The sequence below is a fragment of the Clostridium sp. HBUAS56010 genome, assembly GCF_007115105.1.
Classification (GTDB): Bacteria; Bacillota; Clostridia; order Lachnospirales; family Lachnospiraceae; genus Lacrimispora.
In genome coordinates, this window is the sequence record NZ_SULJ01000001.1 from 1 (window position 1) to 26307 (window position 26307).

The 26307-nt window shown below is 35.1% G+C and carries 25 protein-coding genes; 24 read left to right on the forward strand and 1 reads right to left on the reverse strand.

The window, feature by feature from the left end; translation table 11 throughout:
• Window positions 1-214, reverse strand: a 214-nt coding sequence (locus FAY33_RS00005) for a transposase (RefSeq protein WP_143318720.1), incomplete at its 3' end; no start/stop codon positions are given.
• A gap of 1228 nt (window positions 215-1442) precedes the next feature.
• On the opposite strand from FAY33_RS00005, the gene FAY33_RS00010 reads away from it, so the two are divergent.
• The 24 genes from FAY33_RS00010 (at window position 1443) to FAY33_RS00125 (ending at window position 26286) form a co-directional block, all read left to right on the forward strand.
• Window positions 1443-2045, forward strand: coding sequence for a metal-dependent hydrolase (locus FAY33_RS00010; RefSeq protein ID WP_143318721.1), 603 nt, complete (start codon window positions 1443-1445; stop codon window positions 2043-2045).
• Between the two features lie 2693 nt (window positions 2046-4738).
• Complete coding sequence (gene lexA, locus FAY33_RS00015) at window positions 4739-5380, forward strand: transcriptional repressor LexA (protein ID WP_185967437.1); 642 nt, start codon at window positions 4739-4741, stop codon at window positions 5378-5380.
• A 528-nt stretch (window positions 5381-5908) separates the two neighbouring features.
• Window positions 5909-6184 carry a hypothetical protein gene (locus FAY33_RS00020; RefSeq protein WP_143318723.1) on the forward strand — a complete coding sequence of 92 codons (276 nt, stop codon included), beginning with the start codon at window positions 5909-5911 and terminating at the stop codon, window positions 6182-6184.
• 29 nt (window positions 6185-6213) lie between these two features.
• Complete coding sequence (locus FAY33_RS00025) at window positions 6214-6429, forward strand: cold-shock protein (RefSeq protein WP_143318724.1); 216 nt, start codon at window positions 6214-6216, stop codon at window positions 6427-6429.
• A gap of 46 nt (window positions 6430-6475) precedes the next feature.
• Window positions 6476-6859 carry a cold shock domain-containing protein gene (locus FAY33_RS00030; protein ID WP_185967438.1) on the forward strand — a complete coding sequence of 128 codons (384 nt, stop codon included), beginning with the start codon at window positions 6476-6478 and terminating at the stop codon, window positions 6857-6859.
• A 31-nt stretch (window positions 6860-6890) separates the two neighbouring features.
• A complete protein-coding gene (locus tag FAY33_RS00035) occupies window positions 6891-7541 on the forward strand; it encodes a hypothetical protein (RefSeq protein WP_143318726.1) in 651 nt (216 codons plus the stop codon).
• A gap of 70 nt (window positions 7542-7611) precedes the next feature.
• The gene (locus FAY33_RS00040; RefSeq protein WP_143318727.1) at window positions 7612-8025 is read left to right on the forward strand and encodes a hypothetical protein; all 414 of its coding nucleotides are present in this window, start codon (window positions 7612-7614) and stop codon (window positions 8023-8025) included.
• A gap of 64 nt (window positions 8026-8089) precedes the next feature.
• Window positions 8090-8587 carry a hypothetical protein gene (locus FAY33_RS00045; RefSeq protein WP_143318728.1) on the forward strand — a complete coding sequence of 166 codons (498 nt, stop codon included), beginning with the start codon at window positions 8090-8092 and terminating at the stop codon, window positions 8585-8587.
• 64 nt (window positions 8588-8651) lie between these two features.
• The gene (locus FAY33_RS00050; RefSeq protein ID WP_143318729.1) at window positions 8652-8846 is read left to right on the forward strand and encodes a hypothetical protein; all 195 of its coding nucleotides are present in this window, start codon (window positions 8652-8654) and stop codon (window positions 8844-8846) included.
• On the forward strand, window positions 8847-9359 hold the full coding sequence (locus tag FAY33_RS00055; RefSeq protein ID WP_143318730.1) for a hypothetical protein: 513 nt from the start codon (window positions 8847-8849) through the stop codon (window positions 9357-9359).
• Window positions 9349-9561 (forward strand): hypothetical protein, encoded by a 213-nt coding sequence (locus FAY33_RS00060; protein WP_143318731.1) that lies wholly within the window; start codon window positions 9349-9351, stop codon window positions 9559-9561. Before FAY33_RS00055 ends, FAY33_RS00060 begins: the two co-directional genes overlap by 11 nt.
• 282 nt (window positions 9562-9843) lie before the next feature.
• Window positions 9844-10023, forward strand: a complete 180-nt coding sequence (locus tag FAY33_RS00065; RefSeq protein WP_143318732.1) for a hypothetical protein — start codon at window positions 9844-9846, stop codon at window positions 10021-10023.
• Window positions 10024-10367: 344 nt separating this feature from the next.
• Complete coding sequence (locus FAY33_RS00070) at window positions 10368-11246, forward strand: hypothetical protein (RefSeq protein ID WP_143318733.1); 879 nt, start codon at window positions 10368-10370, stop codon at window positions 11244-11246.
• A 48-nt stretch (window positions 11247-11294) separates the two neighbouring features.
• Window positions 11295-11711, forward strand: coding sequence for a hypothetical protein (locus FAY33_RS00075; protein WP_143318734.1), 417 nt, complete (start codon window positions 11295-11297; stop codon window positions 11709-11711).
• Window positions 11712-12009: 298 nt separating this feature from the next.
• Window positions 12010-12222 carry a hypothetical protein gene (locus FAY33_RS00080; protein ID WP_143318735.1) on the forward strand — a complete coding sequence of 71 codons (213 nt, stop codon included), beginning with the start codon at window positions 12010-12012 and terminating at the stop codon, window positions 12220-12222.
• Window positions 12223-12275: 53 nt separating this feature from the next.
• Window positions 12276-13502: an ATP-dependent Clp protease ATP-binding subunit ClpX gene (clpX, locus tag FAY33_RS00085; RefSeq protein ID WP_143318736.1), complete on the forward strand. Its 1227-nt coding sequence runs from the start codon at window positions 12276-12278 to the stop codon at window positions 13500-13502.
• A gap of 18 nt (window positions 13503-13520) precedes the next feature.
• On the forward strand, window positions 13521-14231 hold the full coding sequence (locus tag FAY33_RS00090; protein WP_143318737.1) for a hypothetical protein: 711 nt from the start codon (window positions 13521-13523) through the stop codon (window positions 14229-14231).
• Window positions 14232-14245: 14 nt separating this feature from the next.
• Complete coding sequence (locus FAY33_RS00095) at window positions 14246-14437, forward strand: hypothetical protein (protein ID WP_143318738.1); 192 nt, start codon at window positions 14246-14248, stop codon at window positions 14435-14437.
• A 17-nt stretch (window positions 14438-14454) separates the two neighbouring features.
• Window positions 14455-15171 carry a hypothetical protein gene (locus FAY33_RS00100; RefSeq protein ID WP_143318739.1) on the forward strand — a complete coding sequence of 239 codons (717 nt, stop codon included), beginning with the start codon at window positions 14455-14457 and terminating at the stop codon, window positions 15169-15171.
• A gap of 308 nt (window positions 15172-15479) precedes the next feature.
• Entirely contained in the window at window positions 15480-18113 is a 2634-nt protein-coding gene (locus FAY33_RS00105; protein WP_243126504.1) for a hypothetical protein, read from the forward strand.
• 255 nt (window positions 18114-18368) lie between these two features.
• Entirely contained in the window at window positions 18369-18566 is a 198-nt protein-coding gene (locus FAY33_RS00110) for a hypothetical protein (protein WP_143318741.1), read from the forward strand.
• 210 nt (window positions 18567-18776) lie between these two features.
• Window positions 18777-19268: a hypothetical protein gene (locus tag FAY33_RS00115; protein WP_143318742.1), complete on the forward strand. Its 492-nt coding sequence runs from the start codon at window positions 18777-18779 to the stop codon at window positions 19266-19268.
• Between the two features lie 7 nt (window positions 19269-19275).
• Window positions 19276-19758 carry a hypothetical protein gene (locus tag FAY33_RS00120; protein ID WP_143318743.1) on the forward strand — a complete coding sequence of 161 codons (483 nt, stop codon included), beginning with the start codon at window positions 19276-19278 and terminating at the stop codon, window positions 19756-19758.
• A gap of 48 nt (window positions 19759-19806) precedes the next feature.
• On the forward strand, window positions 19807-26286 hold the full coding sequence (locus FAY33_RS00125) for a phage tail tape measure protein (protein WP_143318744.1): 6480 nt from the start codon (window positions 19807-19809) through the stop codon (window positions 26284-26286).
• Window positions 26287-26307 lie beyond the last annotated feature (21 nt).

Sequence of the window (26307 nt, forward strand, 5' to 3'; positions counted from 1 at the left end):
GCTCAATAAGTTCCTTTTGTTCCGATGTAAGATTGTCTTTCTCTTTAAAAGAACCACTATTATTGGCTTGCTGAATCCATTTGTCTAGCAAGGAGGAGGCAATATCATATTCTCGGATAATGTCACACTTACGTTTTCCATTATTATATAATTGTACTACTTGGTTCTTGAATTCGTCCGTATAGGTACGGCGAGGGCGTCTTTCAACAGTCATGGGCTTAGCTCCTTTTACTTTATAATTATATTTTACATGCCCTTATGATAACTGTCCAATTAATTGTAGCCTATCCAATTTTTCAAGTATCCTTAAAGGAGAATTGAAACGGGTAAAGGAATATTTGATAAGGACACAATGTCCCTTTCAAACAAATATCTTCTAAACTTACATCGTGTAATGTTAGAAAGGTTCCAGAAGAACCCTTCAAACTTTTAGGAAGCAACAAGTTGTTACCTCGTAACTTGCATGTAATAATTAGGAAGGTTCTCAAAGAACCTTGCAAACTTTTGGTAAGCAACAAACTGTTACCTACCAACTGTAGGAATGGACACAATGTCCTTACCTAACTTGATGAAATTTATTGACACTTAAACTATAGGATTTTTCTAAACATTCAAAACGAAGGATTGGTTAGGTTCAAATTGAACCCTACTAAGATTTTAGGAAGTTGCAACTTGCAACCTCGTAACTTTGCTTGTTACTTATTAAATTATATATCTTGTGTGATCTAACAGAAACATAGTATTCACCTTTAAAGGGGAAAACGTAATACCAGGAGAAAATATTCCCTGATTCACCTCTATGCAATAGAGTGAATGTTAAATCGTTAGTATTTTGTTTTCGTTAAATAATGTTATTATCTGCCAAATGGGTACATGAAACTGTTCCACGACTTCACACCTTGGGAAAGTCGTTGTGTACCTATTTGTCACCTTGGCAGATTTACAAACTCCATTGTGATATACTTATATAAAATTTAAATCATCAATTGAAAGGGAATAAAATGGAAAAGTTTTTGAATATTGTTGGTGGAGTTTCTGTTGTTTTCATAGCAATTACTGCAATATGTTATCGGAACAGTGAAAAATATCCTCTTATCGGTTTGATAGTAGCGATTCTATTACTTTTAATTACAGCAATTAAAATATTCCGAAACAAAAGAAAAAAGAGATTTCAGATTTGAGCGTAGCGAAAATAGGGGTCTTATATGACTATATATTCTATATGATAGTGGAGTGTATTTTTTGCTACGCCAAAACGGGGTATACTTTCACATTTTTACCCAAAGTATGCTACGCCAAAACGGGGTATACTTTTGAAAAAGCAATTTTAGAAGGAGGAATTTAAGAGGTTTGAGATTACAGAATCCCCAAAATATCAGATACAATAAAGTTTGAAAATATATGAACAAGGGTGTAAAATATAAAAAAAGGGGTGCTTTAATATGATGGGGAAAACACATATTTTTATAGGTATGGCTTCGGCTCTTGCTATATCAGTTCCTAGCACAGGAGATGAGTGTTTGGCTGCAATAATGGGCGGAGCAGTGGGAGGAATAATTAGCGATATAGATATTCGATCAAATTCATATTGTAGAGATGCTTTATATGCAAGATTCATAACGGCTGGAATTGTATTGTTTTCATTTATTATTAATTTTTTTGTGGGTGGAGAAATATGGAGAAGTATCATCAACACTAATTATGTTCGTTTATCTATTGGTATAAGTACCTTTTTGATGTTATGCTTGTTTGGTGTTTTTCAAAATCACAGAGAATTTACTCATTCTCTGATTGCATTAGTTTTATTCACTGTTTCAGTTGGATTATTTTGTTATCCAATAGCAGTTCCATTTGTAATTGGTTTTTTGTCTCATCTTTTATTAGATATTTTAAATAAAAAACCTATAAGATTATTATTTCCTAAGGACAAAGGTATATGTCTGAAGTTATGTTATTCTAATAAAATAGCAGATAAAGTTTTTATGGTACTTGGAATTGTGGGAACTATTTTTGCTTTATCATACTCATGTTTTAGAATTTTCTGACAGTGTTTATGTAATTTTATTTTACAACAGTATTATAATTTGAAACACAAAAAGCACACCCATTAATTTAATAATGAGTCTGCTTCTTATCGGAGAGTATTACTTCCCTTATTAACGCCGCTCTCCCTTAGTTCAAAGGGCGCCCCTAATCTTCCGGGATTTTAATCCAAGTACTTGATTTTGCCGTGCAAACTCACAAGGTTTCTTGCTCACTTGAATTAAAAGATTTTGTATGGAATCATGCACGCTAGATTATTACCATACCATATTGACGATTTTGATTGATTATAACCATAGGCTCAACCATAAACCTACCCACCCATACGATCATATTCTATATCCATATTGTTTGGTTAATCTTAATATAGATATTTTATTGATATAATGCTCATTTTTTATTATACGATTCAGGAAGTTAGCATCTTTCTCTCAACTGGTATTATTGGCCTCACAGTTGGCTTTGAATCATAGTTTGACCGAGACTTTTGTCGATTTCATCTTATGATTATTGGCATCACGGTATATCGGTCATGATACCGTTTCACCTTTAACAAAGAGTAAAATATATGGAAGATTGTCGAACTCCCAAGACACTGTCCGGTCATATGCTATGCTCTCAGCCACCCAACGCTGAAAGCAATCTTGCCTACTTCCGAACTCATGTTCTGTATGAATTATATCGAACATATGTGCTATTGTCAAGCGTTTTACGAAAAGAGATTTAATTAATTTTTCTTCCTATATGATATTGGATTTGCAGTTCATTGTTCCCCATAATATCAATCATATCATTCAAAATTTGCCCCAATTTCCGCTTAAAATGTCTTAGGTGTAAACTTGTAAGGGTGTGACATTAGAAGTCCATATTAGCCTTTAAAACGCATTGTAGATACATTGGGATATGTTATGCCGACGTGGTAAATTTACCCGCTCGGATATCTGAATCTTAAATTTAAGACGCAGATACCAGATCAGCATTTTCTATTTGATAAGTCAGTATTCAGTTTTTCGTTTTAGAGTGATAAAATAGTTTTTCACCCGCGGGGGATAAACCTATAGTTTTCTCAATTCTGCGTAAAAGGTGCTTACCTGATAAGCACGAGGTTCCAATGGAACTTGGTGTCTTCTCCAGACGGAGAACACTCCTCTTGTCAATCCAGATGGAGCACACTTTCCCAACTTTGGGAAGATGTACACTTCACGAAATTTCACTCCCAAAATTGGGGGATTGATTTTACTATTGCCTTGAAAGGCATCTGCCATAACATCAAACACATCACATAATCACCCTTAATTTGCCCCTGTAACCTCTTGCCCTGACAACTCTCCACCTACACGCTTAAACGTCCATATGAGACAAATAAACACCTTGTACAGTCGGTGTAATGTAGTTATAATTCAGCCGAATTTACGGCTCTATTGCTCATATCATTTCCTATGCTCATATCATTTCCTATTAAATGGGATTCTCTGACCTCGTGGTAAATTTACCACAAAGACATTCCCCAACGCAGAATCATGGAGTTTGGAAAGAAGATAAGCCTTTGGTAAATTTACCAAACCCTATATCTAATGTTGACACTACAAAAAAGTTGGCTCAAAAGTTAGGAATGTAACTACTAACAATCTGTTTTATTTACCAATCTGGTAAACGATTAGATGGAGTAACGGTTCGTGACTTCATCAACTAACGAATTTCTCCGTCAGTACTTTCCAATTTGGGAACTACTGAACCACTCGTACAAAATTTACGAGAGAATACCCTCCGACAAAGTCGTTCAGAACGACTACAATTTTGTTGTGCATCAGATGCACACCTTGATTAGCGCCCACCATTTGGTGGCAAGTAGATTCCTTAAAAATCAATGCTCCCAGATCGGGGAGTAGTAGACGGACGGACTTTCCCATTGGTAGGCTGAGTGAACAATCGGAAATTTCCGATACTTGAATAAATTTCGCCATCCAGATCTGGACTGCAAGCTGTTCCTGGTTTGCCAAGACCGAATTATTCGGTTTTGCCTTAAATCTGTGTACACGGTGTCAACTGTCTCAAATTAGCGACGGTTCCCCGCGGGATACTGGTAAGAATCAGCATAGTTTTCGAAGAATACGCTATATGCTCGAGGTGTGGCTCTTGCCCACACGTTCACGAAGTCCCCAAATGGGATATTGTACTGTGACGACTGCTTAGTTCTAAGCAGTGTCCTTCAAAGACCACACACTATCTGTGTATCCTATATTCCGTAAAATGTGGAATCCAGTAAGGGGTGTCTGGAATGGATATACCTTTTCACAATGATATATGAGGGGCGGTAAGTTGCCGTATCCCTACAGGGTGTCACAAATTTGAGATACCTTTATATAGAAGTCTCGTCAAAAATGGTGTGTCATATTTGACCCTCCTTTAGAGGACTCGGAACTTTTTCCGACTGCTGCAACTTCGGTTCAAACCGAAATCGGTACAGATTCCCTTTGAAGGGAAATCGTGAATAGGGTATCACCTAAAATGGTGGATACCCCTTACTTTTACCAGTGTACTTATGGGTACGTTGGTAAATCTCATTGTGCACATGTGCACAGTGAACCTGTACTTTCTGATACGGGTTGGTTTTGATTAATATGGCTTCAAAAAACTAGTACATATGTTTGCTTTTTTACTATGGTCATGCTATAATGGGTGAAGTATGAATCCAATGAAAGAAGGTGAATCCGTGCAAAAGAAACTGACAAATAAGCAAAAGGCAGTACTAGATTATCTTAGGAATTATATTAGCGGGAAAGGATATCCGCCTACAATACGTGAGATTGCTTCTGAAATAGGGGCAAAATCTCCCTCCACAGCACAAATGTATTTGGAAACATTAATAGAAAAAGGTTACATTGAACGTGATCCTACAAAGCCTCGAGCTATTACGATTGTAGATGCAGAGCATAACAGTATGGCATCAAATGATAATTGGTTTATTGATATTCCTGTGTTGGGTTCAATTTCAGATGAAAAGTCTTTTTTTTCGCAAGAAAATATTAAGGATTATTTTTCGGCTCCAACAGAGGCAGTGAGAGATAAGGATTGCTTTATGCTTATTGCAAAAGGAAGCAGCATGGAGAAGGCTGCAATATATGACGGTGACAGGGTAATTGCGTCAAGACAATCGAATGCTGAAGATGGCGATATAGTGATTGCATTGATAGGAGATATGGCTACAGTAAAACGATTCTATAAGGAAGATAATGGTTATCGCCTTCAGCCAGAAAATGATTCAATGGAACCCATCATATTGAATAAAGCAACAATTTTAGGTCGGGTGGTAGGAGTCGTTCGTGATATGCGATAGAGGAAAAGAGGTTATTATAAGAAAGTTTGAAATTATTGGAATTTATCGTTGACAATACCTGAAACAGGTGGTAATATTTAAAAAGAACATACGTTCTAGTTTTTGAGGTGAATATGAGAAGTATCCACACAAAAAAAGAAAGCCAATGCTTGGCGGCATCAGCTTTTGAGTAAGGTAACATTGGCGTGTTATCTTACAATATGTAATAAAAACTGCACAGACAAAGCTGTACATAAGAATTTAGTCATTCATATTATAGCAGATACTTTCTAAAAAGTAAAGTCTACGGATAATTCAATCCGGCAGTTTCCAACACATTGATTTTTTACAACTGAATAATGCTTTATTGCTCTATGCCTAATATCTGAATAAAATCTGTCTTTTATTACGATTCGTTTTAATTGTCAGAAAATATAAAGATAGCATAGGTGCTATTTGTGTGCTACTGATATCGAATGATACCAGGTCTATTAAGCATACTCATTCTTTGGAATTCAATCAATATAAGATGAAAGGAGATAAGAAAATTTGGAGTCATCTAATCTACAACTGTATGATTTTAAGATACTGCGTGTGGTAAATGCGTTGGGGAGGGATTCCCCTGACAATGCAATTACTCTCGTAGAAATAGAAGAGGCCTTACCGAAAGTAGGTAGAAAATCGCATATGTCTACATATAAATATGTCCGCAAACTTGCAGATAATGGTTATTTGAATCGTGGTTTCTGCGATGGGCTGATTATTACATACTACATCAGTGATAAGGGGCAAGAGTTTTTGAAAAATGTTTGTGAAGGTAAATAAAGTTTTATTTAGAAAAAGGAGGATTTTTAATGGATTCAGGAATTGTCAAATGGTTTAACGCAATGAAAGGTTTTGGTTTCATTACAAGAGAAGATGGAACAGATTTGTTTGTACATCATTCGGATCTCAATATCACTGGTTACAGAACTCTTAATGAAGGCCAACGAGTGGAATTTAATTCAGTCACTACTAAAAAGGGAAATCAGGCAGTAAATGTTTTCTGCTGGGAGTTTGCACCGCAGTAGAAAATGTATCTATATTAATCAAACAAAAATTAAGGAGGATTTTACAATGATTAACGGAATTATTAAGTGGTTTGATGCTAAGAAAGGCTTTGGATTTGTGATGGAAGAGTTTAACCCCTCAAAGGAGTATTTTCTTCATATTAAGAATTTAGAACTGCCTGAAGGTGAACGTGTCGACATTGGTCGTGCTGTTGAATTTGAAACCGCTACCAATGAAAAAGGCGAAATGGCTGTTAATGCCAAGCTGACAGGTTTTAGCCTAAAGAAACTTAGAAGAATCTGGGGAGAAAGAAATTGCTCCGTCTCATCTGGCAGAAATGCAAATGGAACTATTGGCTACAAAATTATTGACAAGGAAAATAATCAATCCTTACTTGGAGATGATTACAATTTAACATTACCAGAAGTTGAATGTTATTACTACGCATAAATAAAAATCAAAAATAAAAGGAGAAAACACAATGAAAGCAGTAAAAATTACAGGAGTAGAATTACAGGAATTATTAAAGAAGTCCGCTGGCGGTATCTATGTTGGACGAGGATTTGAGAACTTTATCAAAAAGTCTTCTATTGAAGTTTTAGACGAGGAATTAAAGTTGATTTGTGATGATTGCACAACTGTTACATTACCTGTCTACAACGGAAATATTTATGTCAATTTTGCGGTTGCTGCGGAAGATGATACTGAAGATACTGTTTATGAAGTATGGGAAGGTAATGCTTATTTTGATTATGTATTTGAGATTTTGAATACGGTGATCGCTTTCAATATTAACGAGAAACCTTTTGTTTTATCCCCTGTTCAGTTTAAGTCATTGGTGGAATATGTTCCTGTTTATGGCATTGAATACAATGTGTCAAGCGTAGATTCCTATGGTCTAAGTGTTGATATGAATAATTGCACTTTATATGTCGAAATCAAGAAGAAGGAAATTGAAATTAACACGAGAAGAGGGGCAGAAGTAACAATTGATATGGACATTGTGGATTCAATTCAGAATCTTACCGAGGAATATGGCTATGTATGCTACGCTATTGACCTTGATGGTTCGGCTCGTTTGGAGATAACCCCAGCGAAGAAGTTTAGCTTTATTGGCGAATTGAGATATTGAAAACTTGTAGGAAAGGCGACTGCTTGAAAAATAGCACTCGTCCAAACTTAAAAATAAGGGAGAAGAACACATGAATACAGCAGAATTATTACAGGCATTAAAGGAAAATAACGATAAGTGTGGCATGTACCAGATCCATCTTAATTCAGGTAATTTTGAAGATACAGGCAGAAGAAACCACGGTGTAGAATTTAGCGATATTTACTTTACTACTTGTGGAACTATAGGAGCAAATATACTTTCCTTTGGCAATATGAATAGAAAGCCTATCAGTAAAAAAGAAGATGGAACACCGCTTTATCCAATGGATAGTAGTAATACTCTTTACATTTATCTTGACGAAATTGAAGAGATTGAGGATTTAAAAGATTATGATGATTGGTTTGAGACGGCGGTGTCGAGAGTAATTAATGTTTATATGCGTCCGGAAGGTGGTAATCCAGATGGAAACAGGGATGTTGTTACAATCGGGTTTATGAAATAAAAGAAAATATCATTAAGGACGGTGCGATGATGCCGTCCCCTAAAAGAAAAGGAGAAAATATAATATGGAAAAAATGTTATTAAGCAAATATGATTCAGAAAGTCTTCTGAGAGGAGATACAGTAATTCACGATGATTTCATCAGCAGAAGGGATTTTATCAACCAGACAGGAATCTTTGTTACACCGAGTTACTTTGATTCTATTTACGATGATTTTAAAGAGAGTGGCACATCAGTAGAAGAATTTGTAGAAAACTATGAAGAGAAATACTCAAATTGTATTATAAATGCAGCTATGAATGAAACATTTAAGTATGAGGTTTTTGATGAGGATTTAAGCTGTCTTGGAGACTATGAAAGTACGTTTGAGCCAAATATTTGGGAAATAATTGATAGTCTGGTGAGAACAATTAATTGGGAACGAGAGAAAAAATGGAAACAGCAAGAAGAGTACATGAACGTTATCAATCAGGCAATGGACATAAATGGAAAAATGTTAAAAATGCTGAAAGGTGAATCTATGGAAGTTGCTGAAAAGGAATCTTGTTCACTGCCACAATAACAAAGTTAAAAACTGGGGACGGTTCGATTATGTTCAGTCCTCTAAATAGAAAGGAAATATGATTATGAAAATAAAGACTGTGTTATGCCTTGTACAGTTAATATCCTTGGGTCTGTTGGACTGTAGCATTATTGTAAATGGTGCTTCTTTGCGTCAAAAGGTAATTGCTTTGGTTTTACATATCCCGGCTGCAATACTGGCAAATAAGACGATTCGTGAGATGGAAGCAGAAATTAAACAGAGGAGAGAGGAAAAATAAATGATAAATTATAGAATTCTTGAAGAAGGAAGAGAAAGATCTATTGGCCCGGTTGGGAATGTTACATTGTCTCTGGAAGTAACAGAAATTGGTACTATAGACAGTTTTTCTGTTGATGAAGCTACAAAACAGAGAATTGTTTCAATCATTGAAGATATGCGTGGTGGAGTTTGTGAGGGAATCTTCCTTATAGCAAAATATGAAGATGATTCCTATGTTGAATGTGTAGGTGCATTACTAGGGGAAGAAGATGAAGCATTTTTAGACGGAGCAGAGGTGGATTACTGCATCGCCTGTGACGTTGCACATCATGAACTTTCTACAGAAGAGAAATGGAGTGCAATTATTGAATATGCCAACAGACACAATCTCATGGATAGCATTATTGATTTGATTTATTTCTATGATGGCAGAATAAATGCAAGTATGTATGGTGATGTGCTTAGAAAATTATTTAAGTGGGTTGCTATGGCGAAAAGTCGGAAGAAGGGGGTAGAATACGATGTCATGTAAAGATTGTAGGAATTTATTTGATTTAATGGAGTGTGGAGATATAAACAAAGTTTCTTGTGAAACACACTCATTCCATATTGAAGAGCCAAAGGAATGCAAAGGGTATTTAAAGGCAACCTGCAAGGATAAAAAGAAAATTGAAAAGAATATACGAATTGTCACAGAAATGTATCTGGCAGATCAGGAAGAAGACTTGGAATAAATTATAGAGGAGTGACTTTTGAAAGAATCAAAGCCTAAAGTACGTGCTTGGCAGCACTCCTTCTTTTCGCAACAAGTTGCTCAAAGTGATTTATATTTAACCTTTCCATTTTTGAACGAATCAATACCCTAGTATTAATATATATACATAGGGAAATGAATTGTTCAAATTTGGAATAAAGTAATTAGAAATAGTTGTGTTTGAGGGTGGAACACCCGAAAACAAGGAGTGCTTTAGCACGTACTTAGAGATTTAAAACACACAAACAAGGAGAATTAAGGATTGTATACCACAAGAGGTAAGAAATATATCTATGCTGTTAATTTCGCAAATGAGTTAATCCAAAAGGGTTATCGTTGTATTGAAACTGGAATTAATCCCACAACCAATAAATGTTACTGGGTGTTTGATTATAATGACGTTCAACCATATTATGATGGAAAGTTAAAATCGAAAACGTAAGAAAATAGAATCGAGGTAAAAGTAAAATATTAGAGCTAAATAAAGAATATACATATTCACAGATTTGCGAGAGTCTTGGTTGGGATAAAAAGGAAGGTAATTCAAAGATATCACAAATTCGTACTATAGAAACTGCATATGAATTTTACCACCCTATTAATAGGAAAACTCATAAAAATAAAAAGAGTTACATATTCACAAAAAAAGTATGTGAAATCGAGTTAGTCGATGGACGCATAAAAAATGGGGCTAAATCCGCATTCCCGAAAGATGAATTTGATTATCTTCTTAATTGCCTTTTAAAGAAGGGGATTGAGAAAAATAAATACTTCTATAGAGATGGCATGTTTCCGGTTTATATATCAAATACTGTAATTTATGGTGAATTTGGATTTGATTATTATGGATTATTAAATACCATCAAAAAGCCCGATGACGATATTGATTGTGTTATTTTTAAGAACCTGTTTCAGCAGATAGTTCTGCAATCTGTAAAAAGTAATACCATTACAAAAATATGTAAAAAATTTGGTTATAGCAAAAATTCCATGCCAAAAGGAATCCTTCGCAATGAGCATAGATTCAGTAAATCCACAAAAAGTATTGTTCCTATACCAGATGATGGGTTGCTTGAGGAATACGATAATTATGCTAATCAATTTATTAAAAATTGTGGATTTAATGACATTACAAATGTTGTGGATTTTGGATTATATAACGATATGTTGAAATATATAAAAGAAAAATTTGAACAAAGGAAACTCTATGCAGTAAAAAAACTCAATAAAATATCTCTCCCTGAGGATACATATAAGGAAGTGCTTAGTTTTCAAGCCGATACAGAAACTAAAGAAAAATACCAAAAACACTTTAAAGAAATTATTCTGGACTGTGTGGAAAAATCCGTAGTAAATAGAATTAACGAAGCGAAAGAATATTCATTTAAACTCAATAATAAGCAAAAGAATATTCTAAAAGACTACTTTGAACAATTGTCAAGTAGAAAATTGCAAGCTTGCAATACCACTGATAGTGATTTGGTTACTAACAATTCCTCGAAATTTGAACGGAATGATGATACATCAGATATGGATAAATTATTTGACGGTAAATCATTATGGGGAGAGCCTGATTTAATGGAGAATGACTTTGCTATTGAGGAAATATTAGATATGCCTGAGATGAGCGACCCATATACAACTAATGATTTAGAAAAACAATAAATAAACTGAGTTCGTAAATACCTTGTTGAACAATGAGAGGAGATAAAAATGGATGTGGTATATGCCAATGAGTGGCAAGACTGCTATAGGATTATAGATGGTTACTTATTCATTGTAAATAAGTTTATAGAAATGGATGACCTGGGATCAACTTACATAATTCCAAAAAATTACTATAAGAAGGTGGCGAAAGGTATTAAGGGTAACTTGTGGATTCTTACTAGACCAGTAAAGCGTTATGGTGGTAGGAGCCAAGAGGGATTATTAGAGCAAGATGAAGAAAACGGAGAATTTCCCATAGGAACTGTGTTTTATAATGAAACACCAGTAAGAAAAACGGATAACCCATATCAATACGATTGCTTTGGAAGAGCTTCTTGGAATTGTTTACATGGGGATTTGGAGTATTGGAAGATTATATCAGAAGAGATTAAAAAAGTTGTAGATCTATATAAAAGGATATAACGCTAATTTGTAGTTTCTGACAGAGTAGGCAATTTCTTGTAAGCAAATTATCAAATATTTATTTTAATTATGAAAGGGAAAAATATTATGTAAAAAAGAAAAAAACAATATACTGAAAATTTATATAGTAAGTTTTCTGCATTACTGGATAGATTCATGGATTCAGACACTATTGAATGGAGTGAAAAAGAGCCGGTTCTTGATGATTTTAAAGAAATGATTGATTGTAAAAACAAGAATTACATAGTGAAGATTTACTTATGTAATTTTGGGTTAACTTAAGAGTCGGAGGAAAAGAATGAATAATAACGGTTTTATTAAGCGTGGAGAAATTATCGTAACTATGAAAGGTGACGTTTGCTGCACAAATACTAATTGTCAGCATTTGAATTGTGTAGGTTGTTGTACGAATGTAAATGCCAAATGTAAATATCAGAACCAGAGAAATGACGCATTGTTGCATTACATGTTTGATGATGATAAGAGTGTAGAATTTGAAATAAAAATATAATGGAACTGATAAAAAATAAAGATTATTCCATTGTAAATTAAGGAGAAAATTATATGGCAACTAAAAGCACTGAAATATGTTTCTTATGTGGTAAGACAAAATTGGAAGTAAAACGTATGTTATCTGGTAAATTTGGCTGTGTTTGTGATGAATGTATATCAGATGCTTATGAAATATTAGCCAGCGAAGATGAAGAGTCAATTGATTCCAATGTTCAATTGGCTACACCTTCCCAGATTAAGGCTCATCTGGATCAATATGTGATAGGTCAGGACGATGCTAAACGAACACTGTCAGTAGCCGTATATAACCATTACAAGCGGTTAAAACAGGATAAGAAGTCAGATGTGGAAATTCAGAAATCCAATATTCTTATGATTGGTTCGACTGGCTCTGGTAAGACATATCTGGCTCAGTCTCTTGCAAAATTCCTTGGAGTACCGTTTGCGATAGCAGATGCCACAACGCTTACCCAGGCTGGATATGTTGGTGAAGATGTAGAGAACATTCTTCTAAGACTTCTTGAAAATTCTGATTATAATGTTCAATTAGCGGAACAGGGAATTGTCTATGTTGATGAAATAGATAAGATTGCTCGCAAAGGTGAGAATACCTCTACCACCCGTGACGTATCTGGTGAAGGAGTGCAGCAAGCATTATTAAAAATAATTGAAGGAACAGTGTCAAGAGTTCCTTTATCTGGTGGACGTAAACACCCACAAGCTGAATGCGTTGAAATTGACACATCGAAGATATTATTTATTTGTGGTGGAGCTTTTGACGGAATTGAGAAGATTGTTCATAATGAGTCAAAAAGTAACCCTATTGGTTTTGGTGCTGACATTAAAAGTGTCTGTTTGACCGACACGTTGGATTTATCAGAGATTCAGCAACATGATCTTGTAAAATATGGTCTTATGCCTGAATTAATTGGACGTTTACCAATTGTGACAGCATTAAATCCTTTATCTGAAGATGATTTACTACGAATACTGGTAGAACCTAAGAATGCCTTAATTAAGCAGTATCAGGAACTAATGGAAATGGATAAAGTGAAGTTGGAATTTGATGAATCAGCTCTACATAGAGTTGCAGAACTGGCAATTAAAAGAAATATTGGTGCCAGAGGACTGAGAAGTATCCTTGAAAAAGCTATGCAGAAAGTCATGTTTGATATTCCTGATATGGCAAATGCAAAAAGGGTAGTAATTACGGCTGGTGTTATTGATGAAAAAGAAGTGGCTGTTGTGTATGGAGCCAAAAATAAAAAGATTGCATGAAAATAATGGAGGAATTGTATGAACGATAAATTTACAGTGATAAACAATGATAGAGCAGATCAGAAGAAATTAGACCATGTTTATAAGGTGGCAAAACTAAATGAGTTATGGGACAGACAACGTAGAAATGCTACCTTACAAGCAATTGAAAAAAATAAAGGGAAAGAGTTTGCAGATTTTCTACAAGAGGATTTAATGAAAATAGCCCTTTGTGGTGTGAAATATATATGCTCTCACCGTGATGTTAAACGAGAAAATACCCAATTAAGTACAGGTTATAAGCAATCTTTGGAAGAGTCAAAGATACTGTTTCAATTAATTGATGGTATCTTCGCTGTATGTGGGTATTTGCAGTTAAAAAACTTCGTTACCACGTTTCCCATTACAAAGGAATATGATGGCGAGAAGTGGGAGTGTAAGGATTATTTCTTTACCATGAATGTTCTTTCAGAGATGGATTGGGATAAGCCAGTTGGTAGAGAAAAAATTTCTGATTTGTTGTGGGATTATCAGAATGATGATTTGCGACATGTTTATGTTGAGTATACAAGTGCAATGAGCGATATTTACCGTTCCCAGACTGGTAAGGGTATGATGGAATCATTTTTCGAGAAAGAAGGGATCGGTACACATACTCTGATCCCAGGCAAGAACATTATGAAGGACAATTCGACTGGTGGGATTATGAAAATATGCGATAAACCGTCTCATTTAAAGATTGTGAAATAAAGGAGCATTAGTGTATGAGAGTTTTTATAGTAGTTTTAGTTTTACACGATGAACCATGGAAACAAGGTGAAGTAATAATAAAAAGCGTGTGTTCAACCAAAGAGAGAGCAGAACAATTTGTTAGAGAATCTTATAAGGGATTCTCTAGGGAATTGTTTGACTTCAATGGAACACGATTAGAAATTAGAGAATATGGAGTTGTCTAAATATAAGGAGGATACTAATGAACAGCCAAAATGTAACAGCAATTAAAGATACCAACGGGATATGTTTTAAATGTTTAAAGAAGCACAATCAAGAGAATGTCCATAAGATACATATTCCATCTGCTGGATATGGTAGTTATTTTGACAATTTATCTACAGAATTGCAGCTATGTGATTCCTGTTATGCGGAGACTGATTCCGAGTGGTGGGAATTTGAGAGTGTACCATATTGTAATGATGGTGGTAGGTTGTTTAAATATGATGATGAAATCCGTGATTATCTGAAACTTTTACTGCTACCAGGACAAGAACTTGTTTGGAATAGATTTGCTTATGGTGCTTGTGCTAACTACAACATGGACGGTCAAGACTGGATTGATTTTAAACTGGGTGAATTGCCACATAAGAAGTGTAAAGAATATGGATTCTATTCGCCAGATGAAATCAAGGCATATCAGGAGCTTTTCACTACTTGCCAGTATCCAATGAATGAAATTCATAATGATGGTTCTATAGGCTGTTATTGTCCTTATGGAGCGTCGGGTAAAAAGGATCAGCAGGTAAGTGGAAACATTTCTAGTCATTGTTATGGTTGTAAGAAATATAAGAAGCGTGAGACACCGATTCTATCAGTAAAATCTAGTGATTGGGAAGATTTAATTCTTTTCATTAAATATCGTAAAAGGAAAAATTATCTGGAAGAGAAATTTGGAAAGCTGAAATTGGGGATATAGGGGGGATACTACATTACCATAAAACTATACTTTGCTAGGGAAGAAAATAATTAATGGCCTATGTTTAACTTAGGTCGTCAGGAGAGTTAAGAAGGGAGGCAATAGCCATAGGAACAGATGAACAAAAGCAGAGTAGTGCTATTAATATTAGGAGCATACAGGCAGCAAGCCTTTATAGATGTAGCAACGGTTATAAATTTAAGATATCTAAGAAAAAAGAGAAACCAAAATACAAAGAATCATACTTAGATTTTGGAAACGCAGTTATAAATAACAGTTTGTTTGCGGAATATGTGCGAAGGCATGGTGTGACCGTCAAAAAGCATATTAGTTTAGATTTTATAATGATTAAATTTGATTTTGGTGTTGAAGAAGATGATTCGGTTGAAGGAGAGTATAAGCCACCTGTTTCAGCAGAGGATCTGAGGAAGTACTATTATGAGAATGGTGCAGAGATTACTTGGCAAACATATGATTCTGAAACTGGTAAAGTGATTCCTGGTTCTGGGAAGACTATAATATACAGAATGTTGATGAGAAGCCCTGGAAAAGCCAAGGAAGGACACTGTATTTTTATCAGAGATGATTTGCTGAATAAAACAAGGAAATATTTAACAATGGGTTTATGGGATAGAATGGAAAATGTAAAAGGTGCTCAAATTGTAGAGTTATCTGCATACGCTCCATTGATAACGGCCACGGCAATAGACTACATAAATATACCTTTGGAAAACATATTTGTATTAAAAGATGAAAAGGTGTCTGTATTTAAAAAGGCTGTTGCAGTTGGCGTTAAAGATATTGAATATTTTAGAACTGAAAAAGACTTTCCCCAATTTGAAGAATATATAAATAAATTTAATCTCACCTTTTATCAAAACAAAGCCAAAAAGAATCCGAATTTAGTAAAGATTGAGCGGACTAAAAAGGCACTTAAAGAGTACGGTATAGACATAAGTCTTTGTCCGACAAAAAAAGTTAAAGATAAAAAGAAACAGTGTTATGTTGACAGAGGAGATGAACCAGCAAAAATAACAAATGTTTTATGGGACGGTATGGGACTTGTTGATGATTCAATTTTTCCATCAGACGCAACAGGGTTTATTTACTGTAGAAGTCATTTCTTTAAATCTTGTTTATTTAGAGGAAAAATACAAGAATATTTTAAAGATAACTATGGAAAGGAATACGAAACTGCTTATGAAACAGATATGATTGGTCGCAGAATTAAAGTGACTGACATAAAGGTGATCGTTACAGAAAATTCCTTAAAGTGGATAAAGTTTATAAAATTAATGAGTAAAGACGGATCTCTTGCTAGTGCATTTAATTATTATAATGAATTTATGAAAAAGGATGGAGAGCGTTTTGCCATCGTAAAAACAGCGCATACTAGTAAGTGGGGGGATTTACAGAGAAGTTCGTTCCAGATGAATAATACTTTGCTTACTAGGGATTACAATGTACTACGTGAAATAGCAAAAGAGAGCATCGATTATTGTAATAGCCTAAAATTAAGTGATGAAGCTTTTTTAAGGCACTTAGACATAACTGGAAGTGCAAAATACAGTATCAATAATATACTCATTGATTTGTATAGAATTAATGACGAGTTTAGATACATGGAATATTTTAAACGCAAGAAAAGAAGTATAATTAACGAATTTAAAGACCAGAGGTTAAAGCTGGGAAAATTATTGCAGCAAGGCGACAATCTTACCATATGTGGTAATCCTGTTGCAATGTTACGAAAAGTTGTTAGTGAAACGAAAAAAAACTTCCTTGATGAGCAATGTTTTAAGACAATCTCAGATGGTATCCAATGCTATACCACTCGATTTCCTGAAAACGAGTATATTGCTGGGTTCCGATCTCCGCATAACTCGCCTAATAATATTGTGCATTTGGAAAATATTTATCCAGAAAAAATTATAAGATATTTCCCAGATCTAAGTGACAATGTAATCATAATTAATGGGATTGGAACTGATGTACAGAGTCGACTTAACGGACAGGATTTAGATACAGATTCAATTTTTGCAACGAATCAAAAGGATATAGTCAAATTGGCAAAGAAAGCATATCTTTACTACCCTACAATCGTGAATGATATAAAAACAATTGGTACTAGCGAATATGATAAAAGTATGGAATCATATGCAATAATGGATTCAAATATATCAAAGGCGCAGTATTCTATAGGGTATGCGAGTAATATTGCTCAGTTGGCACTAAGTTATTACTTTGATGTAGGGTGCAATAATAGGGATTTGGAAAATATATTTATCATGTGTTCCGTCCTGGCACAGGTAGCCATAGACTCCGCAAAGAGAAATTTTGAGATAAAGGTTAGCTCTGAATTATCAAGAATATCGAATATGGAATGTATGAAGCGAGAGCCTAGATATCCTGTATTCTATGCAGATGTTCAAAAGAATAATAACAAGAGAAAAAAAGGTAAAAAGTTGGAAATTAAGAAAATCGATGTTGCTTCTTTCAATTGCCCGATGGATATTCTGTATAAAATTATTAATAATGAGATTATTAATCTTACAGAACATAAAGATTTGAACACTAAAATTTATAAGGAAAAAGATGAAGGAGTAAAACCTATCTTTGAGTATGATGAGAAATTAAATAATAGAAAGCAGTATCCTAAAGTCATAAGCATAGTTAAGGAATATCGTGAAAATGTCCACAAAATTGAAAAATCAAACGATAATTACCATGTTAATAGATTGAACGAATTTGAACTTTGTATGAAAAAATTAAAGAATATCACCATTAATAAAAATACCATGGGTGCTTTGATTAATTATTCATTTGCGAAAGGGAATGAAGACATTAGAGATAGTTTGTTAATTGTGTTATATGATAAGAACAGAGAACAATTTTTGAAGTGTTTTAAAAAAACAGAAAAAACGTCACAGGAAGTGACCTGAAACCGTTGTTTTATAAGGCTTTTCAATATTTGTATATGAAGATAGGATATGAAAGAAACGTAAGTCGAGTAGTGTCCTTTCTCATATAATATTTTTTATATGCAATTAAATTATAATTACCCATAATGAACTATACTACATAACGGAAGTTTTGTATATGGTAAATATGCACAAAAATAGTGCTTACTATTAGTGCAGTTAATTATTTTTCAATTAAAAAGGGATATGCAAATAAAACTGAAAGGTGGTGATCTAATGTCAAATAGTGAATTAAGAAGTATTTATTGCACACGCTTGGAACGGGAGAAACAAAAATATATTGCAAAGGTAACGGGTATTGACGTAAGTATTTTATCAAAATTCAAATCAGGGAAAATTGATTTGTACCCGCATTTATTCGTAAAACTTGAAGCATATCTTTTAGGCAATGAAACAGAATGTCATGAGAAATAATAATCTGAAAGGGTGATTGCTTGAAACTAAACAAAGGTGATCGTATTAAATATGATGATTCAATTTACATAGTTATGGCGGTTGTTTGGTCTGCTGTTTATTTGCAGTTGGCAAGTGATAATGGGAAAGATTACAGTTTTACAATGGAACAGTTACATGAAAACGGATATCGAGATATCGAAATTATAAAATGATGGAGGAAATTAAATTATGGAGAACAATAATGTATATGATGTGGAAATGGTAGCTTCGGTATTAGGAGGATTATCAGAAAATGAAAGAGGACTGCTGTTAAGTGCATTAAAAATTGATGCCCTAGTTTTGTCTGCAAACGATGATGTTGCACAAGAACATATAGCACATTGGATTGATTCGTATATCCGTGTTATGAGTAATTTAAAGGACGGTTTTATTCACTTTATTGAAAAAATCCATTCAGGAAATCCGGTGTATTCATATGATAAAGAAATGGAGAGTTTTAAAAAATTTAGGGAAAGCATTAGCAGAGAAGATAAGGATAAAATTGATTCATTTTTTACTGAAAATCCAATTAGTGTTCCCCCTGTAGATTTGTGTGATACGTTGGGAAAATCTAGAAGTTTTCAAGATGTCTTAGATGATGTTGCAAAACGTTACAATAATGCAGATGAAGATGAACGTAAAAGTATCGTAGCCTTATTCAGTTACCTTTTAGGAAGTTGATGAACGAATGAAAGATTTAAAGACTAGGCTAAAAAACCTTGATGTCTCCAAACTTAAAATGAAAAATGGTAAGACAATCGAGGAAGAAATGAAGCGTCATGCTGCAATACTAGCGGACTGTATCCAATATGAATTAGATGCAGTCTATAACAGCTATTCTCCGAAATATTACAATCGTACTTTTGGACTTTACAATTCGTTGCACATTGGAGATATGAGAATAGACGTTTCCTCTAGTGGAACAGATTTATCCATTAAGTTGGAATTTGATGATGGAGCAATACATAAAGGATTAGATGGCTCCGACGCTGACACAGCCATATTAATTAATGATGGTTGGCAAACACATGGTAGTTTTGCAGATGTGCCTTATTTTGGATATAGAGAAGCTACTCATTTTATTGAAAATGGAATAAGTGACTATAAAAGAAGTACAATCAACCCGTTCAATGTTAGATTAACAAAGAATGGAATGTCGGAATTATTTTAGGAACGAGGGTTGTAAGAGGCCTTCGCTCTTTTCGAATGGAGGAAATTAATGGGAAGTAGCGCAGAAATTGAATTACTGGCGGGGTTGGATTTATCGGCAAGTGAAAAACAAGTAATTAGTGATATACAAAAATTAAACAAGATGATTCTGGCAAGTGGAAAAGGAAACATCAATCTAAAAATAGGCGAGATCGACACGAAACAAGTGAAAGAACTTGAAAGTGTGTTAAATAATATTAACGCCAGAGTAAGAGTGGGGAGCTCTGTATTTCAGCAGTTTGGATCAACCTTAGAAGATGCCTTTCGTACCTTTACTATGGCGAATATGCTTCAAGACGCTATATATAAAGTAGTTGCAGGTGGAAAAGCGTCTGTTGAGACAGTAAAGGACTTAGATGACGCAGCAACATCGTTGAGAATGGCAACAGGCGATTCTTACGAGTCTGTAAGGCGATTAATGAGCCAGTATAATGATATGGGGCAAACTTTAGGAGCCGTTACGACTGATGTCTCAAATGCCGCTGATGCCTGGTTGCGTCAGGGACATACCATTGATAATACGAATAAATTAATTAAAGACTCTATGGTATTAAGCAAGGTATCAAATTTGGATACCGCGGTAAGCACAAAATATCTCACTTCTGCCATGCAAGGTTATAAAGTGGCGGTTGATGATGTGGCTAGGGTGGTAGACAAACTTTCAGCTGTCGACCTAGAAAGTGCTACTGATGCAGGAGGGCTTGCCGAGGCTATGTCTAGAACTTCCGAGTCTGCCAATATTGCTGGAATAAGTATGGATAGACTTCTCGGAATGATTGCTACTGTTGGTGAAGTCACACAGAAACAAATGTCAAGTATTGGTGAGTCGTATAAAACAATTTTTTCCAGAATGAGGGATATTTCTGATAATAAGTTATCTATTGTTGGAGACGATGGAGAAATAGAGGATATCTCAAAAGTTGAAATCGTTTTAAATAAACTTGGAATTAAATTACGAGATAGTAATCAAGAGTTTAGAAATTTTCAGATTGTACTAGATGAAGTGGCTGGCTCTTGGGGGACATATAGCTCAGTACAACAGGCCGCTATTGCAAAGGCATTTAGTGGCGTTCGTCAGCAAGAGAATTTCTTAGTTTTAATGGAAAATTGGGATAAGGTAAAAGAATATACTGAAGTGGCTGCCAATAGTGCAGGAACCGCAGAGGAAAAGTTTGGATACTACTTGGAAAGTCTGGAAGCAAAAACAAATTCTCTGAAAGCCAGTATGGAAGATTTGGCCTCTACTACGATCAGCAAAGAATTATATGCGTCCATATTAGATACTTCTAAATCCGTTGTAGATTTTACAAATGAAACAGGACTCTTAAAAGGTGCATTGGCTGGACTTGGAACAGCAGGAGCATTATATACATTTCAGCAGTTAGCTTTGCTCATTGGAAAGACGGCTCTTGAATTAACAAAGTTTTCCGAAGCGTTGGAAGTAATTAAGACGGTAAATGCAACTTCAAGTATGCAGAAGTTACTTGATTTAACGAGTGGGTTAAGTGCTTCCCAGACAAAATTATTGCTTTCTACTGCAAATCTTACCAATGCACAAAGAATCCAGATTTTAATAAATCAGGGTTTGACGGAGTCCCAAGCAGTAACCAAATTATCTACAATGGGGCTTGTTTCTGCTAATGGTTCTGCTGCCGTAGCAACTACATCGCTCACAGGTGCCTTAAAAGGGCTATGGGCTACGTTAATGGCGAATCCCTTAGTATTGGTGGCAACAGGTGTAACAGCCGGTATAATGGCATTTACGACGTATGAGAACCATATCAAAAAAGTTAAGGAAGAAACCGCTGAAGCAGCAAGTCAAATAAGATCTTCTATCGATGAAACAATAAATAAGTACAATACTCAAAAAGAAGCCATTGATAGTTTGTCTGGTAGATTTACAGAGTTATCAAGCGGAGTAGATGATTATGGTAATAACGTATCTCTCACCAATGAACAGATGGACGAATATAACAGCCTTGTTAAAAAGTTGGTTGAAATTAATCCGTCTATTGTAAAAGGATACGATGATCAAAATCAAGCTATTGTCAATAAAAACACTGTTTTATCCGAAACAATCAGACTACTTGAAAGAGAAAGACAGTTAGAGTTAGAGAAAGAAACTTCTTCCGACAAATTGGAAACAGTTGGAGCAGATGCAGTCAATAAAAGGAATGATCTATATGGTATTGGAAGTCCCTATGATAAATCGGGTGATCTTAGACTTGATACTGTATCGGGACAGGCTACACGTTTCGGAATTGAAGCTGCAAAGATTTTTAATGATGAATCGGTAAAGGCATTTTATGATTATACCAACTCACGTCCGTTTGAAAAATTGTATGGTAAAAGTGACTGGCTGAAAACTTTTGGATTTGATGTTGCAGATGAAGACATGGACTTAGATATACAAGGATTTATGGAAAGAAATATAGGTGTATTTTCTAAGAATATGGACGATATTCTTCAAAAAGCTGGTATCGATCCAAGATCTGAACAAGCAAGAAGTCTTAAGATGTATGTCCAGGAGTGGCAGACTTTAGACAGTGAATTGAAGTCATTGGACGGTACATATATTGACAGCTATCTCCAAAAGATTCCCCGGCTAGTAGATGGCTATGGTGAATTGACCGATGCACAAAAATCATTTGTTGATAATTATGTCAAAGATAATTTTAGTGCAGAGGATTTGAAGAATAATGCAACAGGTGTTAAGGCTTCAATCATTGGAATGGTTGAAAGTATCTCAGATGATCCTAAAATCAAAAGTGGAATCAATGACTTATTCGCTCTTGATGCAAAGAATTTGAATGTCTCTGATTATGCAAAACAGTATAGTGATATTTTAGACCAGATTATTTCTCAGCTTAATTTATCTGATACAGATGCAAATAAATTACGTTTTAATCTTACGGTTGATACTGATGATCTGATGGAAAAATATAACAATGCCATTGCATCAGCTGAAGGTAAGTTTGGTCAAGATGAAACTAACTTCTTTAAAGTTAATAGTATTAATACCACAGAAGAAATAGATAGATGGCTTAAAATTGCACAGGGGGCTAAAACTGCGGAAGAAGCAGAAAAAGCCTATATTGAGCAGAGTAAGAATGTAGATTTGCCCGTTTCGAAAGAAGATGTTATTGCCAGTATAAATTCAATGTCTGAAGGGTTTGAATCTCTTGATAAGATAATGACCAGTATGAAGGATAAAAAACCTTTTGACTATGGATTATTAAATGATAAGAAATTTCAAGATAACTTTGGCGGACTTGGTGAAGCATATACGGATTTCATTGAAACAGTATCCAATTCTCCAAAAGATGTAAAAGGTGCACAATCCGCTTTTGATAACCTAACTACGACATGGATTGATAGTAAACTTGCCCTAAAAGGTTACACAGAAGAAAATGCTAATATGATTGCTTCTATGTTGAAGAACATGGGTGTGGCTAATGCTGACGAGGTAGTTGCCAACAGATTGGCAGTTGCACATGAAAAACTTGCTGCTGAAAAATACTATAACGAAAACGCTTCTGAATCTTTGAGTAATGCTACAATGTCTGAAATTGATGGTTTCGTGAATGAAGGTATTGCAGCCGGTGTATCTGAACAGGCTATGTCACAGTTAGCTTTAGAAAAGTTATCAGTAAACGATATTAAAATTGATACCGCCAGTGATATTGATCAGGTAATTGCTCTAGCTAATGCAGCCGGGGCGAGTACGTCAGCATTGGATCAGTTGGCTAGAGCGAAGTCTGCATTTGCCAGCATTAACTCAGCTATTGCCAAAAGTACTGCACAGTTAGCAAATCCATCATTGGGATCTCCTATAGCTGCTGGACTAACAATGGCTACTGAAATGCTACACAATAACACAATGGCTGAATTAAGTGAAGCACAGAAGACGCTTGAAGGTATTGCAAACGGTACATTTGATTACGGCATTAAAATTAATGCAGACGATTTCAAAAAGGCTACATACAATGGGCCTAAATCTAGTAAGGCTGGCGGTAAGGATAAAAAGGAAAAAGATCCTACTCAATTTGACTGGATAAAAGTTCAAGCAGAACAGGCACAGAAGAGTGTTGAAAGAATTCAAGACCAGATTAATGATGTTTCAAACTGGAAGCCTAAAAATACTCTAACTGATACTGCTATTTCTGAAATGTCAAAACAGGTGGAAGCGTTACAGGCCGAAGCCGACGCATATCAGGCCGAAGCTGATTCTTACGGGCTTTCTCCAACTTACATAGATAAAATCAAAAACGGTGCATTAGAAATTGAAGATATCACTGATGAACTAGTTGCAAAAAATGTAAAAGGTTATCAAGAAGCATATAACAAAGCTGAAGATTTCCGGGACAAGATTGATGATGTAAAAAAATCTATGAAAGAATTAGCAAAATCCAGATTAGACAATATCATTAATGATTTTGATAGCCTTGTATCTCTCATGGATAAATATTCTTCCTATAGCAATAGTCTCATTGATTTACAAAAGGATTTAGGAGAGGAAATTTCTAATGTAGACTACGAAAACTTAATCAATCAGCAAGAAGCTATATACAATGAATTGCAAGGAAAATACGACACATTAAGCAAAGAATTGTCTAAGGCCGTATCTAGTGGCACAATAAAAGTTGGTACAGATGAATGGCGCAAGTATCGTGAAGAATTAGTTAGCGTAAATTCTGAAATGAATGATGCCGTTTCCTCCATGAACGATTTTAGAAAAGCCATGATTGATCTTCCTTTTGAAGAGCTGGAAAGAATTTCTGACGCAACCAGCCGGGCAAATGACGAATTAAGCACCATGTTAGAATTGATCGGAAATGATGGTCTTATTAATGGTGGAATGGTGACTTCCAAAGGTCTTACCAGACTAGCATTATTAGGGAAGCAGTTATCCAATGCTAAACAACAAGCAGCCGACTATGCAGAAGCCATAAATGCTGTCAATGAAATGTATGAAAATGGTTCTCTCACGCAGTCCGAATACAACGAAAAGATAAATGAGTATACTTCTGCTCAACAATCCGCTGTTAAAGCCACCAAAGAAGCAAGGGATGCAATATTACAGTTTAGGTATGATGCAATTCAAGCAGAGATTGACGATTATAATGATTTGATTGCCAAGAAAAAAGAGGCGTTACAAACCGAAAAGGAATATCAAGATTACCTTGAAGAAATCAACGGCAAACAGAATGATATTGGAAATCTGCAAAGGAAAATTGACGAGCTGTCATTATCTACTGATAGAAGGGATATTGCTCAAAGATTACAACTTGAAGCAGATATGGTAAAAGCTAAAGAAGAATTGGCTAAGACACAAGCGGATCATGCTTTTGATAAAACTCTTGAAAGTCTCGATAAACAAGGCGAAGAATATGAGAAAGCCAAGAATGATGAGCTTGATACCTTGAAAAATAATACCGACGCACAGGAAAAAGTAATTGAAGATTATCTTGGAAAAGTTAAAAAGGATCATAAGATTGTCTATAACACTATTACTCAATACGGTGTTGATTATGGCTTAAAAATGACCGATGAACTTACGTCTCCGTGGGAATCTGCCACAAACGCAATGGACACATTCCAGAGTGCAGTTAGCGATGCTATCGCACAGATTAATATTGATATTGCAAATATTGATTTGTCTAAGCTGACTGAAATGGTAAGCACAATGTCTGGATTTTCTGCCAATGGTTCGGGAGCATCGTTTGAAGATGTTACTGGTGATGGCACATGGCAAAAGACATCTAAGGGTTGGTGGTATGGTAACTCCAATGATGATTATGTTTCTGATGGAGTTTATACCATTGGTGGTAAACAGTATAACTTCAACGAAGATGGATATATGAAATCTGGTTGGGATGATAGTACTGATCAGTGGAGATATTTTGAGCCAGAAAACGGTCAGATGGTTAAATCTACTTGGAGAAAAGGTTCAGATGGTAAAGAATATTACCTTAAATCTGATGGCACGATGGCTACGGACATGGCTGTCAAATCAAAGTCTGGTGACGGTTATTACTATTTAGATGACGAGGGGATCTGGGACGGGAATACCCTATCTCATGACGAAGTTAAAGAGAGAAAAATCACTGTTGGTTATAAGAATGGTACTCAGAACTCTAAGCCCGGATTAAAATATGTCAATGAAGATGGCCCTGAAATGATAATCACAAAAGATGGGACTCTTCTTAATTCAGCTGGCGGAGATACTATTTTTCCAAATGATATGGTAGAAAAGTTGTGGAGCATGGCGGATAATCCTATGAATTATATGTTGTCAAATATGCCGAAGTATGATTACAATGCGATACCTGCAAGCAATCAGACTAAAAACGATATAAAACTTGATGTGCAATTTTATGTCCAGGGTGACGCAAATGAGAATACACTGGCTGAATGTAAAAATATGTTAGAGGAATATGGAAAGAATGAGTTTCCGAAATTTGCTCAAAGACAATCTAAAGATATTTAATGAAGGGGGGATTCGTAACTG